Consider the following 20734-nt stretch of genomic DNA (forward strand, 5'->3'; position numbering starts at 1 on the left):
AGGAACATATGCTATATTTTTTTATTTGTTTTTCTTTTTTTCAAGATATAAAAATATAAAAATCATAAATGCTAATACAAGAAATAGTGCTCCGGCAGAAATGGTATATGCATAAGCAGCACCTAAAAGGGCGAACTTCTTAACGAGAATTCCAGAGATAAACATGGCAATAGCACTGGCAATTCCGAATCCGACTAATAAATATACTTGTCTGCGCATTACAGTCAATATAACTTGTTCAATAACTGCAAAAGCAAAGAAAGCACCGCCAATCAATAATACCACCAATACTTGTGTATATGATGATAAGGAGACACCAAATACAATGGATAATATTGGACATCCAAGGATTGCTCCGGCGATGATAATCAATGCAGAGATGAACAGTGCTCCGGCAAAAATTAAACCGCATAATTTTATGAATTTGCGATATTCTTTATGGACCCAGGATTTAGATAAACGAACTAATAAAGGCTGCAAAGCAAAACCTACAAATAAATTGGTCACAAAGCAAGGCATAAATAGATAAGTGTAGTAAGCTTGATCTTTTGCAGTAAGGTAAGTATCGATTGCATATTTTGGTGCATTACCCATGTAAATAAGTAAAAAAGCACTAATACACAATGGGAAACATTCTGTTAACAGATTCCAAATTTTATTCCATTGAAAAGAAGGCTTTTCTAAAGGAATAATAATTTTCGTTGAATGAATAAGTACAATTAATACGATACTTGAAATTATAATGGAAATCAAACAACTTAAAATCAGGCTGTGTGTAAAAATAAGGGTAAGTATAAACCCAAGAACATATGCGCCAATTCGAATACTCATGATTTTTCCGGAAATATCCAGTCGACCTTTTACCTGATAATATCCACCATAAACATCATCAAATGCATCTGTAACTTTAAGTAAACACAGCAGAATAGTAATCAGTGCCTTCTCGAAATAATAACCCTCATACCATACAAAGCCTAATACAGATATCATCATAATGATATTTGTTATGATTCGGGAAGCTTCATAAACTTTTATGGAATATTTATTTGTTACATCAGTTGCCTGATAGTTTCGCATTCCATAATTACCAATTGTCAACATCATCTGTGAAGTAGAAAATCCCAAAGAAAATATCCCGGCATCGGATACACCATTCAGCAAAGTTACGACCCAAAGTAATAGCATTGATACAATAGAGTTCAAACCGCTGGACATCATATTCCAAAATACACTTTGTTTTCCAATGTCATCTTCTTTTATCAACCAAAATTTCTTAAACATAATTTACCCCTGTTCTTTATTAAATAAGTGAATCTTATTATAACATGAAATAGCAGGTACATAATAATTTATTTAGTAAACCTACTTAGATTTTGATGAACTTACAATAAAATTCTAAATTTTGTTTTCAGAAGGAAAATTTTCTGGTGTAAAGTCTAATGTAGAAGGGATTGACAAAAAAATGCGGGGGGGGGGGTATAATAATATGTGTATATTTGTATTTATATACAAGAAATTACAAGAGGGAGGAAAAACTTCAGTGGAAGTAGTTGGATTTGAAAATAAGAAAAATGCAAGCAATGTATTAGAGTATTTAGAAAATTCTGCAATACATTTTCCGGATAAAGAAGTGTATGAAGATAAAAATGTCAGTATGACATTTAAGCAGGTAGAAGAAACAGCACAAAGAATTGGTACGTCGCTGGCAATGAAACTTGGAAGACATAGAGAGCCTATTGCTGTATTTATGGATAAGTCAGTAAAAGCTATCGTGTCTTTTTTTGGTGTTTTATATAGCGGTAACTTTTACTGCCCATTGGATGTGAAAATGCCAATTGAACGCATACAAATTATCATGGATGTACTTTTGCCGGAAATTATTATTACGGATAAAGAGCATAAAGAACTTGCAGAAAGTTTTGCTAAAAATAGTCAAATTGTGCTTTGGGAAGACATGTCAGAACAGGAAATCGACAAAGATATGCTTGGAAATATAAGGATGGACATGACAGAATTAGATCCATTATATGTGTTATTTACAAGTGGTTCGACAGGGGTGCCAAAAGGTGTTTTGCTTAATCATAGAGTTGTAATAAATTATATGCAATGGTTAGAGCAGAACTTTGAAATTGATAGTACATCAGTTTTTGGAAATCAAGCACCATTTTATTTTGATGTATCAATACATGATATTTATGGAGCAATTTATTTTGGCGCTAAAATGGTTATTATACCACAAAGTTTTTTTGGATTCCCCGTCCGATTAATTGAATATATGAATGAAAAAAGGATATCTACATTTTTATGGGTTCCATCCGCAATGGCGATTGTTGCAAATCTTCAGACATTTGATGTAGTAGTTCCTCAATATTTAAAACAAATTATGTTTGCAGGAGAGGTATTACAAAGAAAACAATTAGATTATTGGGTCAAATATTTACCAGACGCTGTGTATGCAAACCTGTATGGACCAACAGAAACGTTTGTGTGTACGGCATATATAAGAAAAGGGAATGAGCCAGAGGGACAGCCATTACCAATAGGTGTTCCAATAGCTAATTCACAGGCACTTCTTTTGAGCGAAGAAGGTAAAGAAGTTGAGTATGGTGAAGTTGGAGAATTATGTATGAGAGGCTCTTGTCTGGCATTAGGATACTATAATAATCCAGAAAGAACAAAGTTGGCATTTGTGCAGAATCCGTTACACCAACGTTATCCAGAACGCATATATCATACTGGAGATTTAGTCCGATATGATGAAACTGGTAACCTGATTTATATTTCCAGAAAAGACTTTCAAATTAAACATATGGGATACCGCATTGAGTTAGGTGAGATTGAATCTGCCGGGAATGCAATAGAAGGAATTCGTGATTGTGCATGTATGTATAATACGAAAAGGAAAAAAATAGTATTCTTTTATGATGGGATAGAAATGGAAACAAAAAAAATTACAGACACATTGGCAACCAGAGTTCCTCATTATATGATTCCTGGAAAAGTTGTATATATGAAAGTAATGCCACATAATGCGAATGGAAAAATAGACAGGGCAAAACTGAAAGAATTAGTATAGCATAAAGCGAATGGTGTCTAAGAGGGAAGAGGAAAATACATGAAGAAAAATATAAAAAGTGTGGGAGTACTTCTACTCAGTTCTATTATGTTGATGTCAAGCCCATTAACAGTGCTTGCAGAGGAAAACGAAATTGTACAAACACAAGAAAATGGTTCTATTGATCAGACTGAAAATAATGGAGAAAGTGAGTCACAAGCTTCTGAAAATAGTAGTGAAGACAGTATAGTTAAAGAGGAAAAACAACAGGAAATATTAGAGCAGGAGGAGGTAGAAGAAAATATAGCACCAACAACGGTTCAGGATATACAGAAAGAACCAGAGACTGTTGCAGAAAATGGCGAGCAGATTCAATTAAAATATCGTGCATATTTACATGGTGGATTCTGGCAGGAAGAAAAACAAAATGGAGAAATGGCCGGAACGACAGGGCAGAATCGTGCAATGAGAGCACTGCAGATAAAAATAGATAATCAAACAAATGTGACAGGCGGAATTGAGTACAGTGCGCATGTGCAAAATATTGGCTGGCAGGACGCAGTAAAAGATGGAGAAACAGCTGGTATTGAAGAAAAGAATCTTCCGATAGAAGCAATTAGAATGAATCTTACAGGAGATTTAAAAGAACAGTATGACATATATTATCGTGTTCATGCTACAAATGTTGGTTGGCTTGGCTGGGCGAAGAATGGTGAAGACGCCGGAACTGCTGGATATGCATATGCTGTACAGGCAATTGAAATTAAATTATATAATAAAACTGCAGAGGACAAGCCGGTGCAGACAGAATGCAGCTTTTTGTCAGAAGAGACACGTGGTTTGTTAATGTATAAGACTCATGTACAAAACATTGGTTGGCAAGATAAAGTTTATGATGGAGAAACAGCCGGAACAACTGGGAGAAACCTGAATTTGGAAGCACTTCAGTTAAAAGTGACAAATGCCGGAAGAAAAAATATGTCAGGCTCTATTAGTTACGAAGCCCATGTACAGGATATTGGTTGGCAGAATGCAGTTTCTGATTGGGGTACAGCCGGAACAACAGGAAGAAATAAGAAAATAGAAGCGTTAAAAATAAGCCTGACAGGAGAGTTGGCACAAGCATATGATATCTATTATCGTGTTCATTCAGCAGAGTATGGTTGGTTAGGCTGGGCAAAAAATGGTGAACAGGCAGGTACTATAGGACTTAACTTGGGAGCACAGGCAATTGAAGTAAAATTATATGCAAAAGATGCAACAGATAAACCAGAACAAAGCAGCAGAAGTTATATTTCGCAAGATAATTTAGGTGCAATTATTTATAAAGCCCATGTACAAAATATTGGTTGGCAATCAAATGTATATGACGGAAAAACGGCCGGAACGACAGGAAGAAATTTGAGTGTAGAAGCTTTGAATATTAAAGTTACTGACTGGGGAAGACAAAATGGGCTGAAGGGGTCTGTTATTTATCAGACACATGTACAGGATATTGGCTGGCAGGATGAAGTTGCGGATGGAGAGACAGCCGGAACAACAGGGAAAAACAAAAAAGTTGAGGCCATAAAAGTCCGTTTGTCAGGCGAACTGGAAGAAAAATACGATATCTATTATCGTGTTCATAGCGCAAGATTTGGCTGGCTTGGCTGGACGAAAAATGGAGAGACAGCTGGAACTGTCGGCTATAACGCAGGAGTAGAGGCTATTGAAATCAAACTTTATGAAAAAAATGATACAAACGTACCTGATACAACAGCGAGAAGCTATCTGGCAACAGAAAATATAGGCGAAATTAATTTTGCGGCAAATGTTGAAAAATCTGGTTGGCAGACTACAAAAACAAATGGGCAGATTGCAGGAACAACAGGAGAAAATAAAGCAATTCAGCAGCTGACTATGAGTACATCTGATTCTATGGGAAAAAATGTATTTAATGGAACAATTGAATATCGTTTGCATGTAAGTAATGTTGGCTGGATGGACTGGAAAAATAATGGAGAAATAGCTGGAGACGGAAAAAATCAAGCAGAAGCGGTTCAAATTCGTTTAACGGGTGAGTTGGCACAATATGCAGATATCTATTACCGCACGCATGTGTCAAATTATGGATGGCTTGGCTGGGCAAAAAATGGTCAGGAAGCCGGAACTACAAAACTTGGAAACAAATTGCAGGCTATTCAAGTAAAACTTGTTCCAAAGGGAGCTGCAGCACCGGGAAGTAATAGTAATTATTATATAACGATGACTCCACAACAGATGCGTATTAATAATGGAATCCAAAATGTATATAATCAGGCAGGACGAAATTTGTATAGTTGTTTTATGTGGTGTGTTAACAATATCAAATATCGTACACTTGGAGATAATCCAGGAACTGGTTATACAAATCCACAGTGGTTTGCCCTGTATGGATTAGAGCAGCAAATAGGAGATTGTCGTACTTATGCAGCAACTTTTTATCAGTTAGCAAAGGGACTGGGCTATAATGCAAGATATGTATATGGTTATGTTCCAAGAGCCGGAGGTGGAATGGTTGATCATGCATGGGTAGAAATTGATATCAATGGAGTAACCTATGTATATGATGCAGATTTTCAACATGAGACGGGGCGTAATGGATATCAGTTCAGATATAGGACTTCCGGTACATGGGTATATACAAATTATCACTATGAAAGTTAAAAAATAGAAGAAAACAGAGGGAAAGATACAAATGAAACGTAAAGTATTAACAATATTTTTAGTAGGAATGTTAGCAATTACAGCAGTTACAGGATGTGGAAATAAAAATACAACAGATACGAAAAAAGAGACAACTGCTACAACAAAAACAGAAAAAGAAGAATACAAAACAATAGGAGAAGAGGATAAAGATGCTTATAAAGTAACTCTTAAAAATGAAACAGGTCAGGATATTGTTTCTGTTAGTGTAAAATCTTCTTCAGAGGAAAATTATCCAGATAGTTTTTTGAAAGAGGCAGATACTTACAAGAAAGATGAGACAAGAGTTTTGTATTATAAGCCATCAGAAGAAGCTGCTAAGGAGACCGCGACAGAAAGTGGAAAAGCATTGCCGGTAGAATATACTATACAATTAACATTGGCAGATAAGACAATTGTTGAATTGCATGCATTTCCATTTGATGATATGGAAAAAGGAGAAATTAAAATTCAGGATGGTGTGGCTTATCTAACATATGAGAGAGATGGAGCAGAGGTTAGTACATTAGATGCTGAATTGGCTACAAAAGCTCAAAAAGAGCAAGATGAAAAAGCAAAAGCGGAAGCAGAAGCCGCAGCACAGGCGCAGGCAGAGGCCGCAGCACAGGCTCAAGCAGAAGCCGCAGCACAGGCAGAGGCTGCTGCAGCTCAGGAGCAAACGAATCAATCAACATATACAGAATCATCAGATGGGGGTTCACAAACATATACAGAACCGACACCAGCACCAGCACCAACACCATCAGCAGACACATCATCTTCTGATGACGGCTGCATTGGAGATGGATTGACATATTAAATAAGAGGGGAATGGAAAAATGTCGTTAACATCGAATTTGTTTTTCCTATTTACCGCAATGGGACTATGTATTTATTATATAGTCCCAAAGCGTTTACAATGGGTTGTTTTATTAATATGCAGTTATTGTTATTATATGATAATTAGCATACCGGCAGTATTTTTTCTATTATTTTCAACTCTTGTGACATATGGTTGTGCTTTATGGATAAAACATATTAATAATATTCAAGTAGAAGAAAAAGTAGATGTAAAAAAGAAAAAAAGAATTGTTATATTTGGAATAGTATTGGACTTAGGAATGTTAGCATTTTTGAAATATTCCAATTTTTTGATTCTAAATATTAATGCAATAACAAATGGTCATATCAATCTGTTTCATATGATTTTACCACTTGGAATTTCTTATTACACATTCCAAACGCTGGGATATTTGTTGGATGTATATTGGGGGAGAGCAGAAGCAGAAACAAATTTGGGTAAATATGCATTATTTGTTTCATTCTTCCCACAACTTGTACAAGGACCAATAGGAAGATATGGAAGGCTTGCGGACCAATTGACAAGCTCACATAAATTTGAGTTACATCAGATAAAGTATGGTGTTGAAAGAATTGTATGGGGATTGTTCAAAAAGATGATTGTAGCAGAATGGGCTTCGGTATATCGAATTGCAATTTTTTCTAATCCAGAGCAATATTCAGGAATTGCGGTATTTGGTGTGTTGCTATACACAATAGAGCTGTATGGTGATTTCGCAGGAGGTATAGATATTGTATTAGGCGTAGCTGCAATGTTTGGAATTCGACTAGATGAAAACTTTCGTCAGCCATTGTTTTCTGTTTCGATTAGTGACTTTTGGAGAAGATGGCATATATCACTTGGAACATGGATGAAAGATTATGTGTTTTATCCATTAACTTTGTCAAAAGCAATGTGCAAACTTCAAAAAAAGGCGAAAGTCAAATGGGGACGAAAAAAAGGAAGATTCGTGACGATTGCTGTTTCAGATTTGATAGTATTTGTACTTGTTGGTTTATGGCATGGTCCTAGCTGGAATAATATAGGATGGGGGTTTTATAACGGAGTAATTATTGCAACAAGTGGATTCATGGCAGACACATATAAAGTATGGAAAACGAAACTACACATTAAAGATCAAAGCAAAGGATATCATCTGTTTATGATACTCAGGACGTTTATACTGTTTAATCTTGGACAATATTTCGATTGTGTTAGCTCAGTTGGAGAAGCGCTGAAAATGATGAAATATTCTGTTACGAGTTTTCAACCATCACAATTTTTAATGATATCATCCGGAAAACTCGGAGTAGAATATACACCGTATGCATTATTAACATTATTTATAGGATGTGTTATTTGGTTTATTGTGAGTGTATTAAAAGAAAAAGGCATAAATATGGAAGAAGCAGCAGCGAAAACGCCAATAGCTTTGGAATTTCTAATATGTATTCTTTTGCTTATCAGTATTCCGCTGTTTAGTCCAATGTCAGTAGCTAGGGGGTTCATCTATGCACAGTTTTAAAAAAGGAATTAAACTAGTTATATGTCTGTTGATTTGTGCATTGGTGATCAAAGCAATGGATATTTTATTGTATCCATGTACATTTGTAAGAAATGATATTCATACAGTTACAAATGAGCAGAAAGATGTTGTTATACTAGGAACATCGAATGGAATGTCAGATTTAGATCCGGATAGTATGCTGGAAGGAACAAAAAGGACAGGACATAATTTGTGTGTTGGAGGAGAATATCCAGTTGATGCATATTATTTGACAAAGCTTGTTATTGAAAAACAACAGCCTAAAACAATTATATTTGAATTATCTCCGGGATATTTTACGACGGAAAAAGAAAAAGGAAATAATTATTTATTATTTTATCATGAATTTCCAATGTCTATCACAAAAGCAGAATATTATGCAGATACAATGTTAGATTGTGATTTTCGTTCACCTTTATTTGCATTTCATGAATATTCATTGCAATATGAACTTTCTAAAATAAAGGATACTGTTTATCAGAAAATGACAAATAATTATGATGTATCATATTTGAAAGGACAAGCACAGGAATATCATGAGAATGGATTTATTGAGAAATATCCGGTGGCGATAGAGAATTTTCCATCCTATTCACCAACGTTATTTTCAAAGGACGAGGTGAAAGCAACTAATATGGAATATTTGGATAAATTGATTCAATTATGTAAAGAGAATGATATTGAGTTTATTGCGACAACAATGCCTTTAGCAGCAACAATGCTGGTTCAAGAAGAGGAAAGTTATCGTGATGCATGGGATTATTTTTCAGAGTATTTTCGTGAAAAGGGTGTAGAATATTATAACTTCAACAGAGAATATTATAAAAGTTATAATCATGAGCTGGCAAATTATGTAGATTATGATGGGCATATGAATGGTGATAGTGCTAGGGCATTTTCAAAAGTGTTTGGTGATATTGTATTTGGTGACGAAGCATTAAATTAGAGAAAAATCTGCAAAATAAAAAGACTAAAAAAGAAGGAGAAGAAATATTTTATGGAAACATTATTGGAAATTTTAAGTGATTTAGTACCGGGAGTACAGTTTGAAGGAAGAACAGATTTGGTGGAGAGTGGAGATTTGGATTCACTTAAAATTTTAAATCTGATTTCGGATATCTCAGATGAATTTGATGTGACAATCCCAGTAGGCGAGGTTGTTCCTGAAAATTTTGATTCGCCAGAGGCAATTATGGCGTTGATTAATAAACTTCAGAAATAAGGACATAAGTTTTACAAAAGCGGTGTGGTATAGATTTTGCCATGCCGCTTTAACATTCTGAAAGAAAATAGTATTAATAGAAAAATGGCTATAATTGACAGAAAAAGTAAGACGAAGTATACTACTATAGATAAAGAATAATTAGAAGAGGAATCGAAAAATGGGAGATATGAGTGCGAAGCATACATTTGTAATATGTGCATATAAAGAAAGTGCTTATTTGGAAGAATGCATTCTTTCATTAAAGCAACAAACTGTAAAATCAAATATTATTATGATAACATCTACACCGAATAATTATATTCGAGAACTCGCAGAAAAATATGAGATACCATTGAAAGTGAATGAAGGAGAGGGAGGAATCGTTCAAGACTGGAATTTTGGATATGCACAATGTAGAACACCGTATATAACAATCGCTCATCAAGATGATGTGTATTTTCCAGAGTATGCAGAGCATGCTGTGAATATGTTAGAATCTGCAAAAAAACCATTGATTTATTTTTCGGATTACTGTGAAATTAGAAATGGGGAAAAGGTTGAAAATAATCAATTGTTAAAAGTAAAGAGGATGTTATTGTCACCTTTAAAAGTAAAAAAATTTCAAACTAGCCGCTTTATCAGAAGACGTAGTTTGGCATTTGGATGTGGAATTTGTTGTCCATCTGTTACATTTGCAGTGGAGAATCTTCCTAATCCTGTTTTCACAGTACATTTCCGTTCTTGCGAAGATTGGGAAGCCTGGGAAAGACTCTCAAGATTAAAAGGTACGTTTGCTTATGACGCAACAATTCAAATGGGGCATCGTATTCATGAAGAGTCAGAAACATCAATTATCATAGGAGATAATGCAAGAAGCACGGAAGATTATGAGATGTATTGTAGATTTTGGCCAAAATGGATTGCAAAGATATTGATAAAATTATATTCAAAAAGCCAGCAATCAAATAATATAGACTAAGGAGTATGTATGAAAAAGCTAATTATTATACCGGCATATAATGAAAGTGCAAATATTGAAAAAACAATTAAAATGATTCAGGAAAATGCTCCGGAATTTGATTATGTAATTATAAATGATTGTTCTACGGATGATACGAAAAAAATTTGTGAAAAGAATGGTTATAATTATATAGACTTGCCAATTAATCTGGGAATTGGCGGGGCCGTGCAAACAGGCTATCGATATGGTTATGAAGAAGGCTATGATATGGCTGTGCAGGTGGACGGAGATGGTCAGCATGATCCAAAGTTTTTGGCAACAATGGCAGATTATCTTGAAGAACATGGACTGGATATGGTAATTGGTTCTCGTTTTATTAATAAAGAAGGCTTTCAGTCATCCGGAGCAAGAAGAATGGGTATCAAATATTTTACAGTGCTTATTCAGTTGTTGACCGGAAAGAAAATTACAGATCCAACATCAGGATTGAGAATGGTTAATCGTGACGTTATGAAAATATTTGCATATGATTACCCGAAAGATTATCCAGAACCTGAGAGTGTGGTTGCAATTTTGAGACAGAAAAAGAATGTTGAAGAAATTCCTGTTATTATGAAAGCTCGTGAAGGAGGAGTTTCTTCCATATCGCCGAAAAAGTCAGTTTATTATATGATAAAGGTGACATTAGCAATTTTAATCGAGCGGATTAGAAAGTAAGAGGTGAAATAATGAATATTCGAATTCAGGTAATTGTAGCAATCGTGATTGTGCTGGCATTGTGTGTGATTATAAATATGATCAGAAAAAAAGCACTTGAGTTAAGATATGCACTTGCATGGCTTTTGGTAGGATTTGGTACGTTGATCTTAGATTTGTTCCCAGATGTAATGATGGGACTTGCCAAATTTATGGGAATAGAAGTTCCGAGTAACATGTTGTTCTTCTTAGGATTTTGCTTTGCACTGATTATTATTTTCGTATTGACAATAGCAGTTTCAAGAATGTCGATCCGAATTAAAAATTTAACTCAGGAGATGGCGTTGTATGAGAAGAGAATGAAAGACAATGAAAGACAATGATGGGTAACTTGTCAAATATAGAAAAAGGTGTTATACTACAAATGGTTGTTATGTATGTGATATAACGCCTTTTTTCTTGTATAAAAATGTATAGAAAAATAATGGATGATGGAGGTATGAGCGTGACTCAATATATACAAAATTTTGTAAAATTCCAGCCACTATTACGAGAGTTGGTTGCACGAGATATTAAGATTAAATACAGACGTTCTGCATTAGGAGTTCTGTGGACACTATTAAACCCATTGTTTATGATGATTGTATTATCGGTAGTTTTTTCAAATCTTTTTAAGTTTGATATTGAGAATTTTCCGTTGTACTTGCTAAGTGGACAGGTGATTTTTAATTTTTTTAATGATACGACAACAACATCAATGGGAGCAATTATAAGTAACTCTTCACTGATAAAGAAGATATATGTACCAAAATATCTTTTTGTTTTGTCAAGAGTCTTTTCAAGTTTTATTAATTTGATGGCTTCATTTACTGCATTAATGCTCGTAATGCTGGCTATGCGTGTTGAGATGCATTGGACAGTTATTTTATCACCAATTCCATTGCTGTTTTTAGTTGCATTTTCATTAGGAATAGGCTTGATATTAGCAGCAATAACTGTAAGATTTAGAGATATCATGCATTTGTATTCTGTATTTACAACAGCGTTGATGTATTTGACACCAGTTATTTATCCAATGTCAATCCTTCCAAAATGGTTATCGCCGATTGTTAGAGCTAATCCAGTTACAAATATATTGATTATGTTCCGTGATGTTATGCTAAACGGAAATTTGCCAAGTATTTCTGGGATTATTATAGCTCTGATTGAAACTGTGCTGGCATTGGGAATTGGATTATATGTATTCTATAAAAATCAGGATCAATTTATTTTAAATATATAATATTAGGAGAAAAATATGGAAAAACCAATAATGATTCAAGCAGATCATGTGTATATGAAATTCAGTTTGTCATCTGAGAAGTTTGATAGTTTTAAAGAGTACGTGATAAAAAGTATTAAAAAACAGGTGTCATATGATGAATTCTGGGCATTAAAAGATGTATCGTTTGAGTTAAGAAAAGGGGATGCATTGGGATTAATCGGTTTAAACGGTAGTGGAAAAAGTACAATGTTGAAAACGATTGCCGGAGTGTTAAAACCGACGAAGGGAAGTGTCACTGTAAATGGCTCAATTGCTCCGTTGATTGAATTGGGAGCTGGATTCGATATGGATTTGACAGCACGTGAAAATGTATTTCTTAATGGAGCGCTTTTAGGATATTCACGTAAACAGATGCAGGAATATTATGATGATATAGTAGAATTTTCGGAGTTAAAAGATTTTATGGATGTACCGGTAAAGAATTTCTCTTCTGGTATGGTTTCAAGATTGGCATTTGCGATTGCAACAATCGGAACGCCGGATATTCTTATTGTAGACGAAGTGCTTTCTGTTGGGGACTTTCGATTCCAAGAGAAATGCGAACAACGTATACAGAAGATGATGAATGGAGAAACGACAATTCTTTTTGTTTCGCATAATATTAATCAGGTAGAAAAGTTATGTAATAAAATTGTGTGGTTAGAAAAAGGGGTTGTCAAAGCATTTGGTGATGCCAAAGAAATTGCAGAGGAATATAGAAATTCTTAATCAGAGGTAAAAAGATGAAGAAAAAAGTTATAAGAGTATTAGAAAGTATAGTAGTGATTGCACTGGTGTTTTTATATGCGCACATAGCAAAGCCTCATGCGATTTATGATAAAACAATAGACCCAAGTGCATATGGAACAGTTACGGAAAGTAAGAATGCTATATTAGAACAGGAATTTGAAGTAAATGAGGATACTTTAGATGGAATCCGTGTAAAGGGTGCAGAAAGTGGAGATATTAGTAAAGTGTCTCTTAATTATACATTAGAAGAAGTAGATACAAATGAAGTTGTGGCTGAAGGTGAGATAAATGCTAAAAAGGCGTTAAAAAGTCGATTTTATGAATTACCTTTTGATACGATTGAGAATTGTAATGGAAAGCAATATCGCTTATCCTTGACACAGAATGCAGAAGATAATGAAAGCGCAGTGCAGTTCTCGTTTGAGAAACAAGAAGAATCTAATACAGCTTTTTATGTTGATGGGGAAAAAATAGACGGAACGATGATTTTAAAAACGCTGACGGATAGATTCGATTTGGAAACTTTCTTTGTAGTAATGATATTTGTGATTTATATCGTTGCATTCATGAAATTATTGTATAGATTATTTAAATAATGAGGGATATCTAATATGCAGGAAATATTAAGGAAAGTTACAAAGACACTAAAAGATGAGGGAATTGCATCAGTTGGAAAAAAGGCACGTTCTTATATAAAAACAAAAAATATTGAAAAGAAATTGAAAACAAGTCAAGTATTCCAGGATGTGTTGTTTATAAATGGGTGTGGACCAGAAGTGCCACACCCTGCTCGTTATAGGGTATCACATCAGAGAGAACAGTTGACTTATTATAATATTTCGAGTAATGAAGTCTTCTATCAACATTTATCAATGGATATGGTAAGGTTATATAGAGGCTTCATTTTTTTTCGGTGTCCGTATAATGAACAAATAGGAGAATTTATAAAATTTGCAAAGAAATTGAACAAAGTTGTTTTATATGATATTGATGATTTAGTAATTGATACAAAGTATACGGATATGATTCCATATTTGGATACAATGAAATCAGAAGATAGGAAAGCTTATAATCAGAATGTAATGGAGATGGGACATTTACTCAGATTGTGTGATGCTGGAATTACAACGACGACACATTTACAACAAGAAATGCTTCATTACGTTCCGGAGGTTTTGATAAATCGTAATACTGCATCGGAAGAGATGGAAAAGCTTTCTGATAAGGCTTTACAAAGCAAAAAAGAGTTAGATCATATTCATATCGGTTATTTTAGCGGCAGTATTACGCATAATGATGATTTTAATATGATTATGCCAGTGATAATAGAACTTATGAAGACATATCATCATTTGAAGCTGCATATAGTCGGAGAATTAGAGCTGCCGGGAGAACTAAATGAATACAAAGAACAGATAATACAGCATCCGTTTGTTGATTGGAGAAAATTACCTGAATTAATAGCACAGGTGGATATAAATCTAGCACCATTAACAGACACATTATTTAATGCTGCAAAATCAGAAAACAAATGGATGGAAGCTGCATTGGTTCAGGTTCCGACAATTGCTAGTAATCTTGGAGCATTTGAAGAATGTATAGAATCTGGTGAAACTGGAATTTTATGTTCTTCAGTAGAAGACTGGAAAGAAGCACTTGTTGATTTGATAGAAAATCCAGATAAGCGAAATCGTATTGCAAGGAACGCTTGGTATGTGTGTAGAGAACGCTGGCTTGCCTATAAGACAGGATATAAGTTAGCAGAGTTCCTAAAGAAAAAATTCCATAAGAATATTATTTTTGTGTTACCATCACTTGAGATTAGTGGCGGGGTAATGGTTACATTGAATCATGCTGCTATAATGCAAAAACGTGGATACGATGTGTCAGTGGCATATTTGAATGCAAAAGAAAATTGGTGTACTGTAAAAGCACAGAAAATACCGGTGTTACATGCAAATGAAGGTGTGCTAGAAGGAAGTATAGATGCTGCGGTAGCTACAATGTGGACGACAGTACAAATACTAAATAGAAATTCGAAAATAAAGAATAAATATTATTTAGTACAAAATTATGAGACCAATTTTTATCAGTCGGGTGACCCATTGAGAATTCAAGCAAATAGAACGTATTCTGAAAATGAAAATATAAAATATCTTACAATATCTAAATGGTGTGAATCGTGGTTAAAGACGGAATTTGGTAAAACATGTAAATACGCACCGAATGGAATTGAGTTTGACAGATTTCATGATACTGCGGAAGAGAGAACATTATCTGGAAAAATTCGAATACTAATAGAAGGCGATTGTGCATCTTACTATAAAAATGTTGATGAAAGTTTTGAAATTGTAAACAAGTTAGAAAAAGAAAAGTTTGAGATATGGTACATGTCTTATAATGCACAACCGAAAGAATGGTATCGGGTAGACAAATTTTTTCATAAAGTTCCGTATGCGAAAGTAGCACAAATATATAGAGAGTGCGATATTTTAATTAAGACGAGTGTTTTGGAAAGTTTTTCGTATCCACCATTAGAGATGATGGCGACAGGAGGTCTTGTGTTGGCTGTGCCAAATGGTGGCAATGTGGAATATTTAGAAGACGGAAAAAACTGTTTATTATATGAACAGGGTGATATAGAGCAGGCTGTTTCTAAAATCAATCAATTATGCACAGAGAAAGAATTAAGACACAAATTATATATAGAAGGATTAAAGACTGCAAAAGAACGAGATTGGAATAACATAGAGTCTGCGATAGAAAGTCTGTATATGGAGGAATCATAAGATGAGTAAAACGGAAAATTTACAACAAAAATTAGTTAGAATAGTCAGAGAAGAGGGGGTTAAGACTGCATATAGAAAGGGAAAAAATTATATAAAATTGCGTGTATCAGGAGACCCTATTCGTCATTGTTATAAAGATGTATTGTTTATAAATGGATGTTATTTGCCGCATCCGTCAAGATATCGAGTGGATCATCAGGTAGAGCAGTTACAAGCTTTTGGTTTGACAGTAGATAGCATGTTTTATGAACGTGTCAATTTGGAGATATTGAAATATTATCGTGCATTCGTATTTTTTAGATGTCCGATTACGACAGAAATAGAGGAATTTATTGATAGAGCCAAATATTATAATAAACCGGTTATATTTGATATTGATGATTTAGTGATTGACAAAAAGTATACAGATATGATTCCGTATTTGAAAACAATGTCTGAAAATGACAAAAAAGTTTATGATGATGGTGTTGAAAGAACAAAACAGACATTACTGAAATGCGATTGTGCAATCACAACAACAAGTGTCTTGGCTAATGAATTGCGTAATTATGTTGATGATGTTTATATAAATAGAAATGTTGCATCAGAAAAAATGCTGAAATATTCTAAAAGAGCATATAGTAATGTTGTAAAAGACGAAAATAAAATTATTATGGGATATTTTAGTGGAAGTATTACTCATAATGCGGATTTTGAATTGATTATGCCTGTAATCAAGGAAATTATGGAAAAGAATGAGCAGGCTTATCTTAAGATAGTTGGTGAATTAGACTTACCAAAAGAGTTGGACAGTGTTCGAGAGCGAGTGATTGCGGAACCATTTGTAGAGTGGAAAAAACTACCGGAGTTAATAGCTTCTGTAGATATTAATCTGGCACCATTAGAAGAGTCTATTTTCAATGCTGCGAAATCAGAAAATAAATGGCTCGAGGCAGGACTTGTTCATGTGCCGACAATTGCAAGTAAGGTCGGAGCCTTTGAAGAAATGATTCAGGATGGACAAGATGGTATTTTATGTGCGAATATACATGAGTGGCAAGAAAAATTACAGCTTCTTATAGATGATAAAACGTACAGAGAAGAAATTGGAAGTAATGCATATGCAATTACAAGAAAGAAAATTACAACTTATACAGGTCGAGGTATAGCCGAGTATGTGATTTCAAAGATGCCAAAAAATTTCGGATTTGTTTTGCCAACTACTAATATTAGTGGTGGAGTAAATGTAATTATAAAGCATTGTAATATGCTTAGAGACCATGGGTATGATGTGTTTATAGTAAACGAAGACAGAAAATCTGATGATATTATAAATAAAGATGGACGTATTCCGGTTGTACAAAGTTATGACACACGTTTTGAGGCATATGTGGATACTTTAGTTGCAAGTTTATGGAGTACACTTACATTTGTGAAAGTATATCCGAATGTTTTGCATAGAGCATATTTGGTTCAGAATTTTGAAACCAATTTTAGTCCGGACGGATATTTTGAGAAAACAATGGCAAATGCAACATATAATTCTCTTATTCCAATTCATTATCTTACAATATCAAAATGGTGTCAGGATTGGTTAAAAGAAAAATTTGGAAAAGACAGCATTTATGTACCGAATGGAATTGATTTGGGAGTTTTTTCTTATAAGGAAAGAAATTTCGAAGGAAAAATTAAAATTCTTATTGAAGGAAATAGTGATGATCACTATAAAAATGTAGATGAAAGTTTTAAAATTGCTGAAAAATTAGATAAAGATAAATATGAGATTTATTATTTGTCATATCAAGGAGGAGCAAAATCATGGTATCGTGTAGACAAATTCTTACAAAGAGTTCCACATGACGAAGTTGGAAAAATTTATCAGTCGTGCGATATTTTGTTAAAAACAAGTATTTTGGAAAGCTTTTCGTATCCACCATTAGAAATGATGGCAACTGGTGGGCTGGCTGTTGTAGCACCAAATGGAGGAAATATTGAGTATTTACGTGACGAAGAAAATTGTCTAATGTATAAACTTGGTGACATAGATAAGGCAGTTGAACAAATTGACAGACTTGCTGAGGATGCTTTATTAAGAGAAAGATTGATTGCAGGAGGATTAGAGACTGCCAAAAAACGTGAATGGAGTAAGATTGAAGAGCAAATAGTTACAATGTATCGAGACTTGAAGGAGAATGCCGATGAATACTAATAGTATTGCAAAAAAATTTGTTTATCTTTCACTCATATTTGGTATATTATTTATGGTTTTAACACCGCCTTTTCAGGCGCCAGACGAAGATAGCCACTTTAAGAAGGCCTATGTATTATCAAAAGGAAATTTATTTCCAGATGTGCAGGATGGGAAAGTGGGATATATGCTGCCAAAGGGAATGTTAGATTATATCACTATGCAAAATAATAAAGGTGGTAATCTCGATGAAAAATTTAACTATAAAGACATGTATTTGACAGAACGATTACCAGGAGAATATGGAGAACAAAAGTTTGATGGATTCTCGACAGCAAAAACAAATCCGGTAGGGCATATTGTACAAGCAACAGGAATTGTTTTTGGCAATGTAGTGGCGAAAATATTAGATATTGATAATCCTTCAGTATTATATTTTTTATATTTTGCAAGATTTTTCAATTTGTTATTTTACGTAACAATAGTGGCAATTAGTATCTCTATTACACCAATATTAAAAAGAACGATGGCAATGATTGGAATTATGCCGATGTCGTTATTTTTGGCAGCTACAGTATCGTATGATCCAATATTAATTTCACTTGCGTTTCTAGCATGTGCAATGATATTCAGAATTTCTTTTGGCGAAAATCAAAAAGAGCTGACTACTGCATACATAGTTATTTTAAGTGTGATAGCGTATGTGTTTGTTGTTATAAAAATTGTATATGTACCAATATTTTTGTTGATGTTATTTTTGCCAAAATTTGAACTCAAAAATAAAAAGATCTATGCTAAGAAATTGATAAGTATGGGAATTATTGTGATAGCTTTGTATTTTATTACAAAGCTGATTATGCCAAGTGGAGACACAAGTGTTATTACAGAAGATGCCAAATTGGCATCACAGCAGATGCAGTTTGTAATTCATAATCCAGTAAAGTATCTGCAAATATATTTTAATACATTATCAAGTATGAAACTATTTTTTGTTTCAACAACAATTGGTACCTTTGGATTAATTGATACAAATTTGTATTGTGTATTTTTGGGGGCATATTTATTTATCATGCCAATTATTGGAATTGCAGAAACAAGTTTAGATAATATAAAAGTAAAGGTTATAGATAGGATTATAGTGCTTATAAGTGTCTCAGCCGCAATTTTTGGATGTTTTCTGGCAATGTATATATACTGGACATCCATATTGGATAATTATGGAGTGGGAGCAGGGGCTATTACGGGAGTGCAAGGACGATATTTCATACCAGTAATACCATTAATATTTTTGATATTTGCGAATACAAAATTGCAAAAAGTAGAAAAATTAAACAAAATTATGAAAACCGTAGTAGATAATTTTATATTGCCAAGCAGTATAATGCTTTGCGCATCTGTCGTTGCTATATTATTGCGATTCTGGTGTTAGAAAAGTGAGAGGAAAGAGATGAAAACCGAAAAAATATGTATATACACTTGTATAACTGGAGATTATGACAATCTTCATGATGTGGAAAAAGATGAAGATATTGATTATATATGTTTTACAAATAACCATACGTTAAAGTCAGATCGCTGGCAGTTTGTCTATATTCAAGATGAAGAGAATATAGGTGATATGTTATTATCAAGAAAAATTAAAATATTGGGTCATCCGCTTTTGGAAAAATACGATATAAGTATATGGGTAGATGGAGCTCTCCAGGTAAAGAAAGATATACGTAAACTACTTACGACATTTTGTGATTTGGAAAATTACTCAATGGCATGTTTTCGTCATAGATTACGTAATTGTGTTTATCAAGAAGCAACGGCATGCGTTATTCATAGAAAAGCAAATAGGGAAGAGATTATTCAATATTTGGACTTTATAAAAAAAGAGCAATTTCCGGAGGATTATGGATTAGCGGAATGTACGGTTTTGATACGAAGAGAAAATCAACAAGATGTAAAAGATACGATGCATCTTTGGTATGATTTACTTTGTAAATATGTGAAAAGAGACCAGTTATCATTTCCGTACAGTATATGGAAAACAGGATTAAAGATTTGTTGGATTGATTTAAACGTATTTGATAATCCGTGGTTTTTCTGGTATGCACATAAACAGAAGACAGAGAAAGAAAGTGTAAGAATATTTTTTGGAAATTATCAAGATGTTCGTAGAGACGTATATGAAGATAAGAATATGGAAATGGATGGAAACAGATGTAAAGTGCGAATTTTATCTCCGAAAGATTGTTCAAAAATATCAATTAATATAGGACAACATTTTGGAAAAGTAATTACTTCGTTAAAAACATCGATACCGGTAAAGTCAGTGTCAACATTTCCAGGAATTACAAATGAAGGGTATACAGTGTTTGACTATGATGAAATGGTTCTTTATCTAGAAGGAGCGTTTCATAAAAATCAAGAGTTCGAAGTGACATTTGATATGAGTCGGTTTGACGAGATAGAGATACAAGAAGTATCAGAAGGAATTATAAGTAAGTACTATTATGATAAAATAATTCGAGATAATATGATTGATGGGTTGAATAAACGCTGTACTGAATTGGAAGGACAGATAATATACTTGCATAAAGAACAAGAAAATTCACTAATTAGACGAGCAAAAAAACTATGTGGTCAACAAGATATAAAATCTAAAATTTTGAAGAAACTAATTATGAAATGTGTAAAACTCAATTAGGAAGGTCAAAATGGAATGTATACA

General features: G+C 33.8%; 17 protein-coding genes. 16 read left to right on the forward strand and 1 reads right to left on the reverse strand.

What is annotated here, in order from left to right:
* Positions 1–21: 21 nt before the first annotated feature.
* Positions 22–1263 (reverse strand): lipopolysaccharide biosynthesis protein, encoded by a 1242-nt coding sequence (locus tag LQE94_RS01175; RefSeq protein WP_240576809.1) that lies wholly within the window; start codon positions 1261–1263, stop codon positions 22–24.
* Between the two features lie 277 nt (positions 1264–1540).
* Here LQE94_RS01175 and LQE94_RS01180 point away from each other — a divergent pair, with 277 nt between their 5' ends.
* The 16 genes from LQE94_RS01180 (at position 1541) to LQE94_RS01255 (ending at position 20710) form a co-directional block, all read left to right on the forward strand.
* The gene (locus tag LQE94_RS01180; RefSeq protein ID WP_240576810.1) at positions 1541–3076 is read left to right on the forward strand and encodes an amino acid adenylation domain-containing protein; all 1536 of its coding nucleotides are present in this window, start codon (positions 1541–1543) and stop codon (positions 3074–3076) included.
* Between the two features lie 39 nt (positions 3077–3115).
* The gene (locus LQE94_RS01185; RefSeq protein WP_240576811.1) at positions 3116–5740 is read left to right on the forward strand and encodes a transglutaminase domain-containing protein; all 2625 of its coding nucleotides are present in this window, start codon (positions 3116–3118) and stop codon (positions 5738–5740) included.
* A 31-nt stretch (positions 5741–5771) separates the two neighbouring features.
* Positions 5772–6578, forward strand: coding sequence for a hypothetical protein (locus tag LQE94_RS01190; RefSeq protein ID WP_240576812.1), 807 nt, complete (start codon positions 5772–5774; stop codon positions 6576–6578).
* A gap of 136 nt (positions 6579–6714) precedes the next feature.
* The gene (locus LQE94_RS01195; RefSeq protein ID WP_240576813.1) at positions 6715–8124 is read left to right on the forward strand and encodes an MBOAT family O-acyltransferase; all 1410 of its coding nucleotides are present in this window, start codon (positions 6715–6717) and stop codon (positions 8122–8124) included.
* Positions 8111–9091, forward strand: a complete 981-nt coding sequence (locus LQE94_RS01200) for a hypothetical protein (RefSeq protein WP_240576814.1) — start codon at positions 8111–8113, stop codon at positions 9089–9091. Before LQE94_RS01195 ends, LQE94_RS01200 begins: the two co-directional genes overlap by 14 nt.
* Before the next feature lie 51 nt (positions 9092–9142).
* Positions 9143–9367 (forward strand): acyl carrier protein, encoded by a 225-nt coding sequence (locus LQE94_RS01205; protein WP_118724059.1) that lies wholly within the window; start codon positions 9143–9145, stop codon positions 9365–9367.
* Between the two features lie 169 nt (positions 9368–9536).
* Positions 9537–10328 (forward strand): glycosyltransferase family 2 protein, encoded by a 792-nt coding sequence (locus LQE94_RS01210; protein WP_240576867.1) that lies wholly within the window; start codon positions 9537–9539, stop codon positions 10326–10328.
* 9 nt (positions 10329–10337) lie between these two features.
* Entirely contained in the window at positions 10338–11027 is a 690-nt protein-coding gene (locus tag LQE94_RS01215) for a glycosyltransferase family 2 protein (RefSeq protein ID WP_117989969.1), read from the forward strand.
* An 11-nt stretch (positions 11028–11038) separates the two neighbouring features.
* A complete protein-coding gene (locus tag LQE94_RS01220; RefSeq protein ID WP_118724060.1) occupies positions 11039–11389 on the forward strand; it encodes a DUF2304 domain-containing protein in 351 nt (116 codons plus the stop codon).
* A 122-nt stretch (positions 11390–11511) separates the two neighbouring features.
* Positions 11512–12288 (forward strand): ABC transporter permease, encoded by a 777-nt coding sequence (locus LQE94_RS01225; RefSeq protein WP_118724061.1) that lies wholly within the window; start codon positions 11512–11514, stop codon positions 12286–12288.
* 15 nt (positions 12289–12303) lie between these two features.
* A complete protein-coding gene (locus LQE94_RS01230) occupies positions 12304–13038 on the forward strand; it encodes an ABC transporter ATP-binding protein (RefSeq protein ID WP_022075131.1) in 735 nt (244 codons plus the stop codon).
* Positions 13039–13052: 14 nt separating this feature from the next.
* Complete coding sequence (locus tag LQE94_RS01235) at positions 13053–13655, forward strand: hypothetical protein (protein ID WP_022075130.1); 603 nt, start codon at positions 13053–13055, stop codon at positions 13653–13655.
* 15 nt (positions 13656–13670) lie between these two features.
* Positions 13671–15848 carry a glycosyltransferase gene (locus LQE94_RS01240; RefSeq protein ID WP_240576815.1) on the forward strand — a complete coding sequence of 726 codons (2178 nt, stop codon included), beginning with the start codon at positions 13671–13673 and terminating at the stop codon, positions 15846–15848.
* Position 15849: 1 nt separating this feature from the next.
* Positions 15850–18036 carry a glycosyltransferase gene (locus LQE94_RS01245; protein WP_240576816.1) on the forward strand — a complete coding sequence of 729 codons (2187 nt, stop codon included), beginning with the start codon at positions 15850–15852 and terminating at the stop codon, positions 18034–18036.
* Positions 18026–19444 (forward strand): DUF2142 domain-containing protein, encoded by a 1419-nt coding sequence (locus tag LQE94_RS01250; protein WP_240576817.1) that lies wholly within the window; start codon positions 18026–18028, stop codon positions 19442–19444. The genes LQE94_RS01245 and LQE94_RS01250 overlap by 11 nt, the downstream gene beginning before the upstream one ends.
* A gap of 18 nt (positions 19445–19462) precedes the next feature.
* Positions 19463–20710, forward strand: a complete 1248-nt coding sequence (locus tag LQE94_RS01255) for a glycosyltransferase domain-containing protein (RefSeq protein WP_240576818.1) — start codon at positions 19463–19465, stop codon at positions 20708–20710.
* Positions 20711–20734: the final 24 nt, after the last annotated feature.

Origin of the sequence: Mediterraneibacter sp. NSJ-151, from assembly GCF_022487435.1 — a bacterium.
GTDB classification, from domain to species: domain Bacteria; phylum Bacillota; class Clostridia; order Lachnospirales; family Lachnospiraceae; genus Schaedlerella; species Schaedlerella hominis.

Coding starts and splice junctions, on each gene's coding strand:
- LQE94_RS01235 (WP_022075130.1), top strand. CDS start 13,053: ATGAAGAAAAAAGTTATAAGAGTATTAGAAAGTATAGTAGTGATTGCA.
- LQE94_RS01250 (WP_240576817.1), top strand. CDS start 18,026: ATGAATACTAATAGTATTGCAAAAAAATTTGTTTATCTTTCACTCATA.
- LQE94_RS01245 (WP_240576816.1), top strand. CDS start 15,850: ATGAGTAAAACGGAAAATTTACAACAAAAATTAGTTAGAATAGTCAGA.
- LQE94_RS01200 (WP_240576814.1), top strand. CDS start 8,111: ATGCACAGTTTTAAAAAAGGAATTAAACTAGTTATATGTCTGTTGATT.
- LQE94_RS01215 (WP_117989969.1), top strand. CDS start 10,338: ATGAAAAAGCTAATTATTATACCGGCATATAATGAAAGTGCAAATATT.
- LQE94_RS01220 (WP_118724060.1), top strand. CDS start 11,039: ATGAATATTCGAATTCAGGTAATTGTAGCAATCGTGATTGTGCTGGCA.
- LQE94_RS01205 (WP_118724059.1), top strand. CDS start 9,143: ATGGAAACATTATTGGAAATTTTAAGTGATTTAGTACCGGGAGTACAG.
- LQE94_RS01240 (WP_240576815.1), top strand. CDS start 13,671: ATGCAGGAAATATTAAGGAAAGTTACAAAGACACTAAAAGATGAGGGA.
- LQE94_RS01230 (WP_022075131.1), top strand. CDS start 12,304: ATGGAAAAACCAATAATGATTCAAGCAGATCATGTGTATATGAAATTC.
- LQE94_RS01210 (WP_240576867.1), top strand. CDS start 9,537: ATGAGTGCGAAGCATACATTTGTAATATGTGCATATAAAGAAAGTGCT.
- LQE94_RS01255 (WP_240576818.1), top strand. CDS start 19,463: ATGAAAACCGAAAAAATATGTATATACACTTGTATAACTGGAGATTAT.
- LQE94_RS01195 (WP_240576813.1), top strand. CDS start 6,715: ATGATAATTAGCATACCGGCAGTATTTTTTCTATTATTTTCAACTCTT.
- LQE94_RS01185 (WP_240576811.1), top strand. CDS start 3,116: ATGAAGAAAAATATAAAAAGTGTGGGAGTACTTCTACTCAGTTCTATT.
- LQE94_RS01190 (WP_240576812.1), top strand. CDS start 5,772: ATGAAACGTAAAGTATTAACAATATTTTTAGTAGGAATGTTAGCAATT.